We start from the raw sequence: 15,363 nt of genomic DNA on the forward strand, positions 1-15,363 counted from the left end.
TCGTGTCCTTAGTTGCGGACGGGCTTGCCCGTGTTGAGCATGCCGAGGATGCGTTCTTGTGTCTTGGGGTGCACGATCAGCGAGCAGAAGGCCTGGCGCTCCAGCGTCATCAGGTAGTCCTCGTTCACCAGCGTGCCGGGTTCGACGTCGCCGCCCGTCACCACGTTGGCGATCAGCGAGGCGATGTGGAAGTCGTGCTGGCTGATGAAGCCGCCGTCGCGCATGTTGACCAGGCTGCCCAGGATGGTGGCCTTGCCGTCGCGGCCGGCCACCGGGAACAGGCGCTTGTGCGGCGCGCGGTAGCCGCCGTTGAACAGGCCCTTGGCCTCGTTGATGGCGACGTACAGCAGCTCGTCCTTGTGCGGCACGATCACGTCGGAGTGCAGCACGTAACCGAGCTGGCGCGACTCCAGCGCGCTGGTGCCCACCTTGGCCATGGCGGCGGCGGTGAAGCCTTCGGTGAGGAAGGGCAGCAGGTCCTTGCCGGTCGAGGTCTCGGCGTTCTCCGCCGCGCGGCGGGCGATGTAGGTCAGGCCGCCGGCCCCGGGCACCAGGCCCACGCCGACTTCCACCAGGCCGATGTAGCTTTCCATGTGCACCACGCGGCGCGCGCTGTACACGGCCATCTCGCAGCCGCCGCCCAGCGCCAGGCCACGCACGGCGGAAACCACCGGCACGTTGGCGTAGCGCAGGCGCAGCATGGTCTGCTGCATGAAGCCTTCGGCGTCTTCGATGGCGCTCACGCCCACGGCCATGAAGGCCGGCAGCATGGCCTGCAGGTCGGCACCGGCGCTGAAGGGCTCGTCACCCGACCAGATCACCAGGCCCTGGTACTCCTTCTCGGCCAGGTCCACGGCGGCCATCAGGCCTTCGCACACCTCGGGGCTGATGGCGTGCATCTTGGTCTTGATGCTGGCGATGAGCACCTGTTCGTCCAGCGTCCAGAGGCGGATCGAATCGTTCTCTTCCAACGTACTGCCGGCGGTCTCGAACTTCGGACCGGCTTCCCCGAGCAGCAGCTCGGGGAAGTGCTGGCGCTGGTAGACCGGCAGTTGCAGGCGCGCCTCGAACGTGCCTTTGGTGGGGTTCCACGAACCCTGCGCGGTGTGCACGCCGCCAGCCTCGGCCACCGGGCCCTTGAACACCCAGTCGGGCAGCGGCGCCTTGGAAAGCGCCTTGCCGGCGTCGATGTCTTCCTGGACCATCTTCGCCACCTCGAGCCAGCCGGCTTCCTGCCAGAGCTCGAACGGGCCCTGCTTCATGCCGAAGCCCCAGCGCATGGCCTGGTCCACGTCGCGCGCGGTCTCGGCGATGGTCGCCAGGTGCACGGCGGCGTAGTGGAAGCTGTTGCGCAGGATGGCCCAGAGGAACCGGCCTTGCGGGCCTTCGCTGTTTCGCAGCAGTTTCAGGCGCTCGGCGGCCGGGCGCTTGAGCATGCGGCCGTAGACCTCATCGGCTTTCTCGCCGCCGGGCACGTACTCGCCGCTCTCCAGGTCGAAGCGCAGGATGTCGCGACCGACCTTCTTGTAGAAGCCGGCCTTGGCCTTCTGGCCCAGGTTGCCGGCCTCGATCAGCGCCTTGAGCACCGGCGGCGTGCCGAAGCTGCCGTAGAACGGGTCGGTCTCCAGGCTCAGGTTGTCCTGCAGGGTCTTGACCACGTGGGCCATGGTGTCCAGGCCCACCACGTCGGCGGTGCGGAAGGTGCCGCTGCTGGCGCGGCCCAGGCGCTTGCCGGTGAGGTCGTCGACCACGTCGTAGGTCAGGCCGAAGTTCTCCACCTCCTTCATGGTGGCCAGCATGCCGGCGATGCCGATGCGGTTGGCCACGAAGTTGGGCGTGTCCTTGGCGCGCACCACGCCCTTGCCCAGGCCGCTGGTGACGAAGGTCTCCAGGTCGTTGAGGATCTGCGGCTCGGTGGTGGGCGTGGCGATCAGCTCCACCAGCGTCATGTAGCGCGGCGGGTTGAAGAAGTGGATGCCGCAGAAGCGCGGTTTGATCGCCTCGGGCAGGGCTTCGCTGAGCTTGGTGATCGACAGGCCCGAGGTGTTGGACGCGACGATGGCGTGCTCGGCGATGAAGGGCGCGATCTTGGTGTAGAGGTCGAGCTTCCAGTCCATGCGCTCGGCGATGGCCTCGATGATGAGGTCGCAGTCGCGCAGCTGCTCCATGTGCTCTTCGTAGTTGGCCTGGCCGATGAGGTCGGCGTCGGCCGCGACGCCCAGCGGCGAAGGCTTGAGCTTCTTCAGGCCTTCCACCGCGCGGGTGACGATGCCGTTCTTCGGGCCTTCCTTCGCGGGCAGGTCGAACAGCACCACCGGCACCTTGACGTTGACCAGGTGCGCAGCGATCTGCGCGCCCATCACGCCTGCGCCGAGCACGGCGACTTTCTTCACTTGAAATCGGTTCATTGGTTTTCCATGAAAGGGGTCGGACGCGCGGGCTTCACTCGACACGGATCCACACTTGGGTGCGGTAGAACGGGCCGATGTAGCCGCGCATTTCCAGCTTCTTGCCGTCTTCGACGGGCTTGAGGCGCGTGCGGTAGACCTTGCCGTTGTTCGGGTCGACGATGTCGCCGCCGTCGTAGACAGTCTTGTCATCGGCGCTCTGCTTGAGGTTGCGCAGGATGGTCATGCCCAGCACGGGCTTGTCCTTGCGCTCGTCGGTGCACTTGTCGCACACCGCGTCCTGCTTGCTGCTGGGGTCCAGCAGCTTTTCGATGGTGCCGCTGTAGACGCCGTTGTTTTCCTTGATGCGCACCAGGGACTTCTCTTTCTTCGAGTCGTCGTCGATCGTCTTCCACAGACCCACGGGCGACATCTGCGCGAAGGCGTGGCCGGTGAGCACAAGAAGCGAAACTGCCAGCGTGGTCTTGATCATGAAAGTCTCCTGGTGGTGGTGGGAAAGAAACCGCGTGTTTACGCCAGCGCCGCGTCGGTGTCCATCAGCACCTTGCTGCCGGCGCGCGCGGTGCGCATCAGCGTCGCGGTCTCGGGGAACAGCTTGGCGAAGTAGAAACGCGCGGTCTGCAGCTTGGCGGTGTAGAACGGGTCGGTGTTGCCGGCCGCGATCTCGCGCAGCGCGACCTGCGCCATGCGCGCCCAGAAGTAACCGAACACCAGGTGGCCGGCCACGCGCAGGTAGTCCACGGCGGCGGCGCCCACTTCGTCGGCGTTCTGCAGGCCCTTGAAGCCGATCTCGGTGGTGAACTTGGTGATCTGCTCACCCAGCACGGCCAGCGGGTTGATGAACTCGGCCATCTTCTCGTTGACGCCCTCTTCCATCACCAGCGCGCCGACCAGCTTGCCGAACTTCTTGAGCGTGGCGCCGTTGTTGCCCAGCACCTTGCGGCCCAGCAGGTCCAGGCTCTGGATGGTGTTGGTGCCTTCGTAGATCATGTTGATGCGGGCATCGCGCACGTATTGCTCCATGCCCCATTCCTTGATGTAGCCGTGGCCGCCGAACACCTGCTGGCACTGCGTGGCGGCGTTGTAGCCGTTGTCGGTCAGGAAGGCCTTGGTGATGGGGGTGAGCAGCGAGAGCATCTCGTCGCTGTCCTTGCGCACCTTCTCGTCGGGGTGGTTGTGCGCCTTCTCCAGCAGCACCGAGCAGAACATGGCCAGCGCCCGGCCGCCTTCGGCGTAGGCCTTGGCGGTGAGCAGCATGCGGCGCACGTCGGGGTGCACGATGATGGGATCGGCCGGCTTGTCCTTGGCCTTGGGGCCGGTCAGCGAGCGCATCTGGATGCGGTCCTTGGCGTAGGCCAGCGCGTTCTGGTAGGCCACCTCGGTCAGGCCCAGCGACTGGTTGCCCACGCCCAGGCGGGCCGCGTTCATCATCACGAACATGGCCTGCATGCCCTTGTTGGGCTGACCCACCAGGGTGCCGATGGCGCCGTCGATCACGATCTGCGCGGTGGCATTGCCGTGGATGCCCATCTTGTGCTCCAGGCCGCCACAGTAGATGCCGTTGCGCTCGCCCAGCGAGCCGTCGGCCTTCACGTTGAACTTGGGCACGATGAACAGGCTCACGCCCTTGATGCCGGGGGGCGCGTCGGGCAGGCGGGCCAGCACCAGGTGGATGATGTTGTCGGCCATGTCGTGTTCACCGGCGCTGATGAAGATCTTGTTGCCGGTGAGCTTGTAGGTGCCGTCGGCCTGGGGTTCGGCCTTGGTTCGCATCAGGCCCAGGTCGGTGCCGCAGTGCGGTTCGGTCAGGCACATGGTGCCGGTCCATTCGCCGCTGGTCATCTTGGGCAGGTAGGTCTTCTTCTGCTCGTCGGTGCCGTAGGTGTGCAGCGCGGCGTAGGCGCCGTGCGTGAGGCCGGGGTACATGGTCCAGGCCTGGTTGGCCGAGTTCATCATCTCGTAGAAGCACTGGTTCACCACCAGCGGCAGCCCCTGGCCACCGAACGTGGGGTCGCACGACAGCGCGGCCCAGCCACCTTCGACGTAGGTCTTGTAGGCGTCCTTGAAGCCGGTGGGCGTCTTGACCTCGTGCGTGGCCTTGTCCAGCGTGCAGCCTTCGGTGTCGCCGCTGATGTTGAGCGGGAAGATCACCTGCGTGGCGAACTTGCCGGCTTCTTCGAGCACGGCGTTGATGGTGTCCACGTCCACGTCGGCATGCTGGGGCATGGCCTTGAAGTCGTCGGTGACCTTGAGCACTTCGTGCATCACAAACTGCATGTCTCGCAGGGGCGGGTTGTAAACGGGCATGAGGAACTCCTGTGCTGGGTTTGTGAAAAGGCGAAAGGGATCAGCCCTGCGGCTTGCGCGCAGGCACCGGGGATTTGCGGGCGCGCGCGGGGGCGTCACCGGGGGCGTGGCTGTAGCGTTCCACGATGCCCTCGAACGCCTGCAGCGCGCGGCGCACCGAATCGGGGCTGCGCAGGAAACGGGCTTCGTAGTGCAGCGCGAGGATCTGTGCGTGGATTTCAAACGCCATCTGTGACGCGTCGGTGTCGGCCGCCAGGTGGCCTTCCTCGATCGCGATCTCGACCGCGCGGCGCATGGCCGAGAGCCAGGTGTTGACCGAGCTGGCCAGCGCGTCGCGCACCGGGCCGGGCCGGTCGTCGAACTCGACCGCGCCACTGATGTAGATGCAGCCCGAATCGATCTCGACCGAGGTGCGCTTCATCCAGTTGTCGAACAGCTTGCGCAGGCGCGGCAACCCGCGCGGCGCGACCATGGCGGGGTAGAACACCTCGTCCTCGAAACGCGTGTGGTACTCGCGCACCACCGAGATCTGCAGTTCCTCGCGCGAGCCGAAATGGGCGAACACGCCGGACTTGCTCATCTGCATGACCTCGGCCAGCGCGCCGATGGACAGACCTTCCAGGCCGATCTGCGTGGCCAGGCCGAGCGCGGCATCGACGATGGCGGCCTTGGTCTGCTGGCCCTTCTGCAAGGGCTTGTGGGCCGGGGCGTCGGCGCGCGCGCGGCGGGCAGTGGGTGTGACGCTCATGGGGGTCGGTCCTGGTTGGATGAGGGCTCAAAAAAACGACCGTCCGAATAAATACGAACGGTCGTTCTATTTTTACCGCAAAACCGGGCTTCGGTGCAAACCACCGGCGTTTTGTGTGACCTTTGTTTAGGGGCTGCGCCCTAAATGCCGTGTTTCAGTGGCGAACGATGGGGAGCAACAGCGCGAGGCTGTGCTCCAGGCTTTCGCTGGGCGAGCGCTTGAAGCCGCTGCGCGCGAACCGTTGCAGGCGCCCGACGCAGAAGGCGGTGATGACCGAGGCATCGGCCTGGGCATCGACCGTGGGCGTGGCGGCACCGGCCACCAGCGAGGTTTCGCGCAGGTTCTGGCGCAGCGCGGCTTCGATCTTGTCGAAGAACAGGTTCATGCGCTGCTGCAGGCGCTCGTTCTCGAACACCAGCGCGTCACCGACCATCACGCGCGTCATGCCGGGGTTCTTTTCGCCGAACTGCAGCAGCAGGGTGACGAGCTTGCGCGAGCGCACGTTGGCGTCGGCTTCGCGTTCGCCCAGCTGGTTGATGAGGCCGAACACCGACTGCTCGATGAACTCGATCAGGCCTTCGAACATCTGGGCCTTGCTGGCGAAATGGCGGTACAGCGCGGCCTCGCTCACCTCCAGCTTGGCGGCCAGGGCGGCGGTGGTGATGCGCTCGGCGCCGGGCTGCTGCAGCATGGTCGCCAGGGCTTCGAGGATCTGCACCCGGCGCTCGCCGGGTTTGGGCCGCTTGCGTCCACCACCCCCATCGGCATGCGCCGCCGCCTCGATGGCCTCGGCGGCTTCGCGCGCGGCTTTGTCTTCCGGGGTGGGGGACTCAGGGGCGTTGGATGTCATGGGCGGGCGATCCGTGAGGTTTCGGCGATTCTCGCACAGCGAGGTGACTTCTTTCTCAGTGCAACCGCGTGGTTGGCAGACAGTGAGTGACCGCCTCGATCGTGCGGCAACGGCCCTCAGTGCGAGCGGATCATGGTGCCGAAGGGCTCGTTGCCGAGCACCTCCAGCAGCAGGGCGTGCGGCACGCGGCCATCGATGATGTGCACCGCGTTCACACCGCTCTTGGCCGCGTCCAGCGCGCCGGCGATCTTGGGGATCATGCCGCCGGAGATGGTCCCATCCTCCACCAGGTCGTCGATCTGGCGCGGCGTGAGTTCGGTGAGCAGGCGCATGTCCTTGTCGAGCACGCCGCGGATGTTGGTGAGCATCAGCAGCTTCTCGGCCTGCAGCACGGTGGCCAGCTTGGCGGCCACCACGTCGGCGTTGATGTTGTAGCTCTCGTTCTGCTCGCCGAAGCCGATCGGGCTGACGACGGGGATGAACTGGTCGTCCTGCAGCGCCTTGACCACGGAAGGGTCGATGCTGACGATGTCGCCCACCTGGCCGACGTCGTGCTCCAGGTTCGGGTCCTTCTGATCGGTCATGCGCAGCTTCTGCGCGCGGATCATGGCGCCGTCGCGCCCGGTCAGGCCCACGGCCTTGCCGCCGGCCTGGTTGATCAGGCCCACGATGTCCTGCTGCACCTCGCCGGCCAGCACCCACTCCACCACTTCCATGGTTTCCGGGTCGGTCACGCGCATGCCCTGGATGAACTGGCCCTGCTTGCCCAGGCGCTTGAGCAGCGTCTCGATCTGCGGGCCGCCGCCGTGCACCACCACCGGGTTGATGCCGACCAGCTTGAGCAGCACCACGTCCTCGGCGAAATCCTGCTGCAGGGCCGGGTCGGTCATGGCATTGCCGCCGTACTTGATGACCATGGTCTTGCCGTGGTACTTGCGGATGTACGGCAGCGCCTGCGCCAGGATCTCGGCCTTGTCGCGCGGTGCAATGGAGGTGATGTCGGAGGGCTCGGTCATGCGGGTTCCTGCTATGCGGGCAAAAGCGAAATTCTAGGGCCGGCGCATGACACGCCCCGCTTGCCTGTCTCCAATCCAGAAATGCCGCGGAACCGGCTTTGCCGGGCCACAGGCATTGCCCCCTGCAAGGGGGTCGCGCGCAGCGCGGCGGGGGCTAGAAATGGATTCCTCGCATCATCTGCTGCATCGCCACCGCTTCGGGTGACAGCTGCGGCTTCGCGCCCTTCTCGCCCTTGGCCGCCGACGAGTCCGGGAACATGCGGAAGCTGGTGTTCATCACGATCTGCGCCACGCGCGGCACCAGCGCGTGCATCACCTGGCCGGTGACGCCCAGGCGCGTGGCGATGCGCACCGGCTTGAAGATGCAGGCCTGCGCGATCATGTCGGCCGCCTCTTCGGGCGCCAGCGTGGGCACGTTCTGGTAGATCTTGGTGGGCGCGATCATGGGCGTGCGCACCAGCGGCATGTTGATGGTGGTGAAGGTGATGCCCTGGTCGGCGAACTCGCTGGAGGCGCATCGCGTCCAGGCGTCCAGCGCGGACTTGCTGGCCACGTAAGCCGAGAAACGCGGCGCGTTGGTGAGCACGCCGATGGAACTGATGTTGACCACGTGGCCCTTGCGCTTGGCCACCATGCCCGGCAGAAAACCCATGGTCACGCGCAGGCAGCCGAAGTAGTTGAGCTGCATGGTGCGCTCGAAGTCGTGGAAGCGGTCGTAGCTGCCTTCGATGGCGCGGCGGATCGAGCGGCCGGCGTTGTTGATCAGGAAGTCCACGCCGCCGTGGTTCTGGATCAGCAGCTGCACGAACCGGTCGGCGTCGGCCATGTCGGCGATGTCGGCCGGGTAGGCGATGAACTGGTAGCCCTTGTCCTTGGCCTCCTTGCAGGCCTCGTCGAGCTTGTCCTGGTCACGCCCGCAGATGATGGTGACGGCGCCCGCCTCGGCGAACTTGTGCGCCGCCGCCAGGCCGATGCCCGAGCTGCCGCCCGTGACCAGCACCACCTTGCCCGCCACCGTGCCCTTGAGGCTGCGGTCGATGTGCAGGTCGGGGTCGAGGTGGCGCTCCCAGTAGTCCCACAGGCGCCAGGCGTAGTCCTTGAGGTTGGGGCATTCGATGCCGCTGCCCTTGAGCGCGGCCAGCGTCTCGCGGCAGTCGAAGCGCGTGGGGTAGTTGACGAAGGTCATCATGTCCTCGGGCAGGCCGAGGTCCTGCATGACGGCCTTGTAGACCCGGCGCACCGGCGCCAGCGCCATCAGCCCCTTCTTCACGCTCTTGGGGATGAAGCCCATCAGCGCGGCGTTGACGAACAGGTTCATCTTGGGCGCATGCGCGGCCTTGCTCAGGATGTCGAGCACGTCGCCGACGCGGTAGCCCATCGGGTCGACCAGGTGGAAGCAGGCGCCGCTGCCGCGCTTCTGGTGGGCGATGTGGTCGAGCGAATCGACCACGAAATCGACCGGCACGATGTTGATGCGCCCGCCCTCCAGGCCCACGCTGGGCATCCAGGGCGGCAGGATCTGGCGCATGCGCTGGATCAGCTTGAAGAAGTAGTAGGGCCCGTCGATCTTGTCCATCTCGCCGGTGCGCGAGTCGCCCACCACGGCGGCCGGCCGGTACACGCTCCACGGCACCTTGCATTCCTTGCGCACGATCTTCTCGCTCTCGTGCTTGGTCATGAAGTAGGGGTGGTCGTAGTTCTCGGCCTCCTCGAACATGTCCTCGCGGAACACGCCTTCGTACAGGCCGGCGGCCGCGATCGACGAGACGTGGTGGAAGTGGCCCGCGCCGATCGCCTTGGCGAATTCGACCGTGTTGCGCGTGCCGTCCACGTTGACCGCGATCTGGCTTTCCTCATCGGCTTCCAGGTCGTACACGGCGGCGAGGTGGAAGAAGTGGTCGACCTGGCCCTTGAGCGCCTTCACGTCGTCGGCCGACACGCCCAGCTTCTTGGCCGTGAGGTCGCCGAACACCGGCACCGCGCGCGATGCGCTCACGCCCCAGTACTCGCGCAACCCCGCCACCTTGCCTTCGCTCTCCTGACGGATCAGGAAATGCACCACCGCGCCCTTGCGCTGCAGCAGCTTGGCCACCAGGCGTTTGCCAATGAAGCCGGTGGCACCGGTGACGAAGTAATGCATGAAGGTCTCCTGAAGCGGTTGGATCAAAGAAAGAGGGGCGCAGTGTGCCCGCCATTCTTGACCAGGTCGGGGGCCCCCGCCTTCCGCAAAAACCCGTGTGGGGTTTAGTCTTGCGCCCCTACACACGCCCGGCGCGCGGGCCGTACAGTGGCCCATCGTTGCGGCGGCCCGTTCGCCCTCCCCGTTTTTCCAACCCCTCCAGGAGCATCCCCATGGTCAAGAAAATCCAGAAAGCCGGCAGCGCCGCCAAGCCCACCGCCGCGGGCTTCAACTCCCCGCTGTCGGGTGCCATCAAGGATTCCGCGCAGCAGATCTGGCTGGCCGGCCTGGGTGCGTTCTCCAAGGCGCAGGAAGAAGGCGGCAAGGCCTTCGAGTCGCTCGTGAAGGAAGGCCTGTCCATCCAGCGCAAGACGCAGGCCGTGGCCGAGGAACGCATTTCCGAAGCGACCAACCGCGTGAGCAGCATGGCCGCCGACATCTCGTCCAAGGCCACCGGCCAGTGGGACAAGCTGGAAAACATCTTCGAAGAGCGCGTGGCCAAGGCGCTGAACAAGCTGGGCGTGCCCTCGGCGCGCGATGTGGAAGCGCTGATCGAACGCATCGACGCGCTCAACCGCCACGTGCAAGGCCTGAGCGGCAAGGCCCCGGCCAAGACCGCGGCGCGCAAGGCCGCACCGGCCAAGAAGGCCGCTCCCGCCAAGAAGGCGGCCGCGCGCAAGGCCCCGCGCAAGGCGGCCTGAGCCGATGCGGGCCGGCCACGGCACGAAGAACCAGGGGGCGCATGACGCCCCCTTTTCGCGTCCGCGCCGCATGCTGCAACGCAGCAGTTTCGCCGCGCTTCGCGGTCTACACTCAAACGCATGACGACGTCCCGCAAAGCCTCCCAACGACCGGCCCCGCAGAAGTCGCGCCGTCCCCGCATCGCCCTGGCCCTGGCCGGTGGCGGGCCGCTCGGGGCGATCTACGAAATCGGCGCGCTGTGCGCGCTGGACGACACCCTTCCGGGCCTGGACCTCAACGACTGCGAGCACTACGTCGGCGTGTCCGCCGGCGGGTTCATCGCCGCCGGCCTGGCCAACGGCATCCGCCCGCGCCAGCTGTGCGAGGCCTTCATCGAAGACCGGCCGGGCGACGACAACTTCGACCCGTCCTGGTTGCTCAAGCCCGCCTGGGGCGAGTTCGGTGACCGGCTGCAGCGCCTGCCGCGCCTGATCGGCAGCGCCTTGTGGGCCTGGGGCGTTCACCGCAAGCCCTTCACCCACGCGCTCGAACGCGTGGGCGCGGCGCTGCCCACCGGTGTGCTCGACAACGAGGGCATCCACCAGCAGATTCAGCGCCTGTTCAGCCAGCCGGGGCGCAGCAACGACTTTCGCGAGCTGCGCGCGCGCCTGACCCTGGTGGCCACGCAGCTCGACACCGGCGACGCCGCGCCCTTCGGCCGCCCGGGCTGGGACCACGTGCCGATCTCGCGCGCCATCCAGGCCAGCGCGGCCCTGCCCGGTCTGTTCCCGCCGGTGGAGATCGGCGGCCAGCACTACGTGGACGGCGCGCTCAAGAAAACGCTGCACGCCACCGTGGCGCTGGACGAAGGCACCGACCTGCTGCTGTGCCTGAACCCGCTGGTGCCCTTCCACACCAACCCCAGCCTGCACGACGGCCGGCGCATTCCCTCGCTGGTCGAGGGCGGCCTGCCCGCGGTGATGAGCCAGACCTTCCGCTCGATGATCCATTCGCGGCTGGCGCTGGGCCTCAAGCACTACGAGCGCGCCTACCCCGGCACCGACATCGTGCTGATCGAACCCGACCAGCGCGACGCCACGCTGTTCTTCGCCAACACCTTCAGCTACCGCCAGCGCCGCGAGATCGCGGAGCACGCCTACCAGCAGACCCGCCGCATGCTGCTGGACCGGCAGGCCGAGCTGGGGCCGCAGCTGGCGCGCCATGGTGTCACGCTGGACCTGGCCGCGCTGCGCGACCCGCAGCGGCGCCTGCTGGGTGCCGCGCGCACCCCACCGGCACGCACCACCCTGGCCGCGCGGCTGCACGCCACGCTGGATGACCTGCAGCGGCACCTCGAAGGTCCCGCCGCGCCCGCCCACAGCCGCTGAAAGCGCCGCGCCATGGCCAAGAAAGCCCCGCGACGCACCGCCGAGCGCATCCTGGAGGTGACGCTGGAGCTGTTCAACCGCTTCGGCGAACCCAACGTCTCCACCACCCTGATCTCGGCCGAGCTCGGCATCAGCCCGGGCAACCTGTATTACCACTACCCGGCCAAGGACGAGCTGATCAACTCGCTGTTCGAGCGCTACGAGCGCTCGCTCGGTGAACTGCTCAGCGCCAGCGAAGGCGTGCGCAACGTGGAGGACGCCTGGTTCTTCCTGCACTCGCTGTTCGAAATCATCTGGGAGTACCGCTTTCTCTACCGCGACCTCAACGACCTGCTCTCGAAGAACCGCCTGCTGGAAACCCGTTTCCAGACCGTGCTGAAAAACAAGTCGCGCGCGATCCGCCACCTGCTCGACGGCATGAGCCGCCACGGCGCGGTGAGCATCGACGCGCGCGAGAGCGAACCCACCGCCACCAGCATGGTGGTGGTGCTCACCTACTGGCTGAGCTTCGAGTACGTGCGCGACCCGCGCAACGCCCTGGAGCCCGACAACGCGCAGCAGGCCCTGCTGCGCGGCGCACACCACGTGCTCAACCTGCTGGCGCCCTACCTGGAAGCCACGCAGCGGCAACACCTCATGACGCTCACCGGCGCCTACGGTCCCCAGTCCTGAACACCTCCCGGGAGAATCCACCATGGCCGATTGGAAACCCTTTCCCTCCGCAGGCCACACCCCATTGGACGCCGACCGCCTCAAGGCGCTCTGGAGCCGGCTGCATCGCGGCGATGCCGAACCCTGGCCCGAGGAGTCGGCCGTGGTGCAGGCCTGGGTGCTGTTCCACAACGGCGAGTTCCAGCGCGCGGCCGAGGCCGGCCTGGCCTTGGGCGACGCGGGCATGAACGTGGCCAACAAGGCCACCTGCATCTACGCCAACTATCTGGAGGCGCGCGAGCAGGTCCGCCAGGACCTGCTGCTCGAGGCCGCGGCCCGGGCCGAAGCCCTGCAACGCCGGCAGGCCGACCACACCGGGGCCTGGTACTGGCAGGCCTACGCGCTGGGGCGCTACAGCCAGGGTATCAGCGTGGCCAAGGCACTCACGCAGGGCCTGGGCGTGCGCATCCGCCACGCGCTGGAGACGACGATCTCGCGCTGCCCGCACCACGCCGATGCCCACCTCACCCTGGCCGCGTTCCACGCCGAGGTGATCGACAAGGTGGGCAGCATGGTCGGCGGCATGACCTACGGCGCCAACAAGGCGACCGGCCTGTCGCTGTACCAGAAGGCGATGGCGCTCAACCCGGATTCGGTCGTGACGCTGACCGAGTACGCCAACGGCCTGGTCATGCTGGAAGGCATCGACGCGCTGCCCGAGGCGAACCGGCTGCTCGATCGCGCGGCGGCCATCGAGCCGCAGGACGCGATGGAGCGCCTGTACGTCGCGTCGGCGCGGGTGGCGCTGGACAGCTGATCAGCCGGCCGACAGGCCGTCGACCGCCTGGAACAGGGCCTGCCGCGCCTGCGCCACGATCTGCGCCTTCCACTCGTCGGTGTCCACGTAGAACGCGGCCAGCGTGCGTGCCTTGATCGCGGCGCGCAGCTCGGCCGGTGCCTCCGGATGGAGGTGCTGCCAGTGGTCGCCGCGCAGCGCGTCGATCACCTCGGTCACGGGCACCGTGCCGTACTCCATGGCGATGCCGGTGTACTCGGCCTGCGGGCACTCTTCGTACGCCGCGCACCACATCAGGCCGGTGAGCAAGGCCGAGGTGGACGAGCCGTCGTAGATCGAGGTCACGGGAGTCTTGCCATCCCCGCCCCACCAGGCCCGCGCGCGCTGGAGCGCGGCCGCATCGTCGGCGCAGGCGAAGATGCGCTCGCCCAGCCCCGTGGGTCCCAGGCCGGTGTGCAGGTCGATCCATCCGAGGCGCCGGGCCTGGCGGCCGTGCCGGCGAAGCACCGCGCGCAGCGTCTGGTTGCTCCAGGTCGCGGCGGTGCCGCCAAAGAACAAGCCGTCGGCGAACGCGTGCTGGCCCTGCGTCACCGCTGCCTGGAAACGCGGGAGGCCGTGCTCGGCGATCCAGGCCTGGATCGCGGCCTCGTTCTGCGCCGTCGGCGGCCACTGCGCGGGCAGCAGCAAGCCGTGCAACTCGGCGTAGGCCGGGTTCTGCGGCAGCGCCTTGCTGAAGTCCTGGAAGTTGCGGTTGAGGTCCACGTTCTCGTTCGTCACGCGGCGCACCCACGAGAAGCCGTGCGGGTTGAGCGCGTGGATGTAGAGCACGGCCACACCGGCCGAGCGCGCGTGTTCGCGCCAGTCGGCGTCGTGCGTGGCGAACACCTGCACGCCCGAGCCGCAGTAACCCTCGACCCCATGGCAGGCGCTGCTCACGATCAGCAGGCGCTCTGCATCAGGCGAGCCGTCGAGCGCCACGTCCATCGCGAGCGTCTCGCCGTCGCGGCCCGGCAGCGGGTGGTTGTGGCTGGTGATCGCCATGCCGGCGGCCGCCGCGCCTTCGAGGAAGCGCACCCGGGCGCGGGCGTAGGAAGAGGAAAAGGCGTCCTGGGGCGAGATCAAGCGGCACCTCCGGTGCGTGCCTGGCCCAGCCACTTTTCGGCCAGTCGCACCCAGAAGGTCGCCCCCAGCGGGATCAGGTCGTCGTTGAAGTCGTAGCTCGGGTTGTGCAGCATGCAGGGGCCGCCGCCATGACCCATCTCGCGGTGCGCGCCGTCGCCGTTGGCGATGAAGGCGTAGCAGCCCGGCTTTTCCTGCAGCATGTAGGCGAAATCTTCCGCGCCCATGGTGGGCTCCTGCTCCAGCACGTGGTCCGCACCGACGATCTCGGCCATCACCTCGCGCGCGAACGCGGTCTCGGCCGGGTGGTTGATGGTGGGCGGGTAGTTGCGATGGAACTTGAACTCCACCGTGGCGCCGAAGGCCGCGCAGGTGTGCTCGGCGATCTCCTGCATGCGGCGCTCGATCAGGTCGAGTACCTCGTAGGTGAAGGTGCGCACCGTCCCCTGGATCTCGCAGCTGTCGGGCACCACGTTGGTGGCCTCGCCGGTGTGGATCATGGTGACCGAGATCACGCCGGCGTCCACCGGCTTCTTGTTGCGCGTGATGATGGTCTGGAAGGCCTGCACCATCTGGCAGGCCACGGGCACCGGGTCGATGCCGTTGTGCGGCAGCGCGGCGTGCGAGCCCTTGCCGCGGATGACGATGTGGAACTCGTTGCTCGACGCCATCACCGGGCCGGCGCTCGCGGCGAAGGTGCCCACGGGCAGGCCAGGCCAGTTGTGCATGCCGAACACGGCCTCGACCGGGAACTGCTCGAACAGCCCGTCTTTGATCATCTCGCGCGCGCCGCCGCCGCCCTCTTCGGCCGGCTGGAAGATCAGGTAGACCGTGCCGTCGAAGTTGCGGTGTTTCGCGAAATGCTGCGCCGCGGCCAGCAGCATGGCGACGTGGCCGTCGTGGCCGCAGGCGTGCATCTTGCCGGCGTGCTGGCTGGCGTGCGCGAAGGTGTTGTGCTCCTGCATGGGCAGGGCGTCCATGTCGGCGCGCAGGCCGATGGCGCGCCCGCTTTGGCCGCCGTCGCGGCCGTGCACGATGCCCACCACGCCGGTGGTGCCCAGGCCCCGGTGCACCGGAATGCCCCAGTCGGTGAGTTTCTGCGCCACCACGTCGGCGGTGCGCACTTCCTGGAAACAGAGCTCGGGGTGGGCGTGGATGTCGCGTCGCACGGCGGCGATGCTGGCCGCCTGGGTCAGGATGGAGTCAATCAGCTTCATGGG

General features: G+C 67.4%; 13 protein-coding genes. 4 read left to right on the plus strand and 9 right to left on the minus strand.

The genetic code is table 11. The annotated features are described in order from the left end of the window. Nucleotides 1-8: 8 nt before the first annotated feature. The 7 genes from AC3WPZ_RS09215 to AC3WPZ_RS09245 form a co-directional block, all read right to left on the minus strand. The gene (locus AC3WPZ_RS09215; RefSeq protein WP_444687425.1) at nt 9-2,408 is read right to left on the minus strand and encodes a 3-hydroxyacyl-CoA dehydrogenase/enoyl-CoA hydratase family protein; all 2,400 of its coding nucleotides are present in this window, start codon (nt 2,406-2,408) and stop codon (nt 9-11) included. A gap of 34 nt (nt 2,409-2,442) precedes the next feature. Beyond that, nucleotides 2,443-2,880, minus strand: a complete 438-nt coding sequence (locus AC3WPZ_RS09220) for a DUF2147 domain-containing protein (RefSeq protein ID WP_382154167.1) — start codon at nt 2,878-2,880, stop codon at nt 2,443-2,445. 38 nt (nt 2,881-2,918) lie between these two features. After that, nucleotides 2,919-4,715, minus strand: a complete 1,797-nt coding sequence (locus tag AC3WPZ_RS09225; RefSeq protein ID WP_492439299.1) for an acyl-CoA dehydrogenase C-terminal domain-containing protein — start codon at nt 4,713-4,715, stop codon at nt 2,919-2,921. A 40-nt stretch (nt 4,716-4,755) separates the two neighbouring features. Next, the gene (locus AC3WPZ_RS09230; protein ID WP_444687428.1) at nt 4,756-5,463 is read right to left on the minus strand and encodes a TetR/AcrR family transcriptional regulator; all 708 of its coding nucleotides are present in this window, start codon (nt 5,461-5,463) and stop codon (nt 4,756-4,758) included. Between the two features lie 154 nt (nt 5,464-5,617). Then, nucleotides 5,618-6,313, minus strand: coding sequence for a nucleoid occlusion factor SlmA (gene slmA / locus AC3WPZ_RS09235; RefSeq protein ID WP_382321933.1), 696 nt, complete (start codon nt 6,311-6,313; stop codon nt 5,618-5,620). A 116-nt stretch (nt 6,314-6,429) separates the two neighbouring features. Further along, nucleotides 6,430-7,329, minus strand: a complete 900-nt coding sequence (gene argB / locus AC3WPZ_RS09240) for an acetylglutamate kinase (protein ID WP_382321935.1) — start codon at nt 7,327-7,329, stop codon at nt 6,430-6,432. A gap of 154 nt (nt 7,330-7,483) precedes the next feature. Next, nucleotides 7,484-9,469 (minus strand): SDR family oxidoreductase, encoded by a 1,986-nt coding sequence (locus AC3WPZ_RS09245; RefSeq protein ID WP_444687429.1) that lies wholly within the window; start codon nt 9,467-9,469, stop codon nt 7,484-7,486. Between the two features lie 212 nt (nt 9,470-9,681). Here AC3WPZ_RS09245 and AC3WPZ_RS09250 point away from each other — a divergent pair, with 212 nt between their 5' ends. The 4 genes from AC3WPZ_RS09250 to AC3WPZ_RS09265 all read left to right on the plus strand — a co-directional run bounded on the left by AC3WPZ_RS09250 (nt 9,682) and on the right by AC3WPZ_RS09265 (nt 13,045). Beyond that, on the plus strand, nt 9,682-10,209 hold the full coding sequence (locus AC3WPZ_RS09250; protein ID WP_382154151.1) for a phasin family protein: 528 nt from the start codon (nt 9,682-9,684) through the stop codon (nt 10,207-10,209). 120 nt (nt 10,210-10,329) lie between these two features. After that, complete coding sequence (locus AC3WPZ_RS09255; protein ID WP_444687430.1) at nt 10,330-11,577, plus strand: patatin-like phospholipase family protein; 1,248 nt, start codon at nt 10,330-10,332, stop codon at nt 11,575-11,577. A gap of 12 nt (nt 11,578-11,589) precedes the next feature. After that, nucleotides 11,590-12,249, plus strand: coding sequence for a TetR/AcrR family transcriptional regulator (locus AC3WPZ_RS09260; protein ID WP_291111097.1), 660 nt, complete (start codon nt 11,590-11,592; stop codon nt 12,247-12,249). A gap of 22 nt (nt 12,250-12,271) precedes the next feature. After that, nucleotides 12,272-13,045, plus strand: coding sequence for a tetratricopeptide repeat protein (locus AC3WPZ_RS09265; protein ID WP_492434089.1), 774 nt, complete (start codon nt 12,272-12,274; stop codon nt 13,043-13,045). Here AC3WPZ_RS09265 and AC3WPZ_RS09270 read toward each other — a convergent pair whose 3' ends face one another. Both AC3WPZ_RS09270 and AC3WPZ_RS09275 read right to left on the minus strand, forming a co-directional pair. Further along, complete coding sequence (locus AC3WPZ_RS09270; protein ID WP_492439301.1) at nt 13,046-14,146, minus strand: M14 family metallopeptidase; 1,101 nt, start codon at nt 14,144-14,146, stop codon at nt 13,046-13,048. Continuing rightward, nucleotides 14,143-15,360 carry a M20 aminoacylase family protein gene (locus AC3WPZ_RS09275; protein ID WP_382321943.1) on the minus strand — a complete coding sequence of 406 codons (1,218 nt, stop codon included), beginning with the start codon at nt 15,358-15,360 and terminating at the stop codon, nt 14,143-14,145. The genes AC3WPZ_RS09270 and AC3WPZ_RS09275 overlap by 4 nt, the downstream gene beginning before the upstream one ends. Nucleotides 15,361-15,363 lie beyond the last annotated feature (3 nt).

It is taken from the genome of Hydrogenophaga sp. FW305-3-2-15-A-LB1, from assembly GCF_058787875.1.

Coding starts and splice junctions, on each gene's coding strand:
- AC3WPZ_RS09255 (WP_444687430.1), top strand. CDS start 10,330: ATGACGACGTCCCGCAAAGCCTCCCAACGACCGGCCCCGCAGAAGTCG.
- AC3WPZ_RS09245 (WP_444687429.1), bottom strand. CDS start 9,469: ATGCATTACTTCGTCACCGGTGCCACCGGCTTCATTGGCAAACGCCTG.
- AC3WPZ_RS09260 (WP_291111097.1), top strand. CDS start 11,590: ATGGCCAAGAAAGCCCCGCGACGCACCGCCGAGCGCATCCTGGAGGTG.
- AC3WPZ_RS09225 (WP_492439299.1), bottom strand. CDS start 4,715: ATGCCCGTTTACAACCCGCCCCTGCGAGACATGCAGTTTGTGATGCAC.
- argB (WP_382321935.1), bottom strand. CDS start 7,329: ATGACCGAGCCCTCCGACATCACCTCCATTGCACCGCGCGACAAGGCC.
- slmA (WP_382321933.1), bottom strand. CDS start 6,313: ATGACATCCAACGCCCCTGAGTCCCCCACCCCGGAAGACAAAGCCGCG.
- AC3WPZ_RS09250 (WP_382154151.1), top strand. CDS start 9,682: ATGGTCAAGAAAATCCAGAAAGCCGGCAGCGCCGCCAAGCCCACCGCC.
- AC3WPZ_RS09275 (WP_382321943.1), bottom strand. CDS start 15,360: ATGAAGCTGATTGACTCCATCCTGACCCAGGCGGCCAGCATCGCCGCC.
- AC3WPZ_RS09265 (WP_492434089.1), top strand. CDS start 12,272: ATGGCCGATTGGAAACCCTTTCCCTCCGCAGGCCACACCCCATTGGAC.
- AC3WPZ_RS09220 (WP_382154167.1), bottom strand. CDS start 2,880: ATGATCAAGACCACGCTGGCAGTTTCGCTTCTTGTGCTCACCGGCCAC.
- AC3WPZ_RS09215 (WP_444687425.1), bottom strand. CDS start 2,408: ATGAACCGATTTCAAGTGAAGAAAGTCGCCGTGCTCGGCGCAGGCGTG.
- AC3WPZ_RS09230 (WP_444687428.1), bottom strand. CDS start 5,463: ATGAGCGTCACACCCACTGCCCGCCGCGCGCGCGCCGACGCCCCGGCC.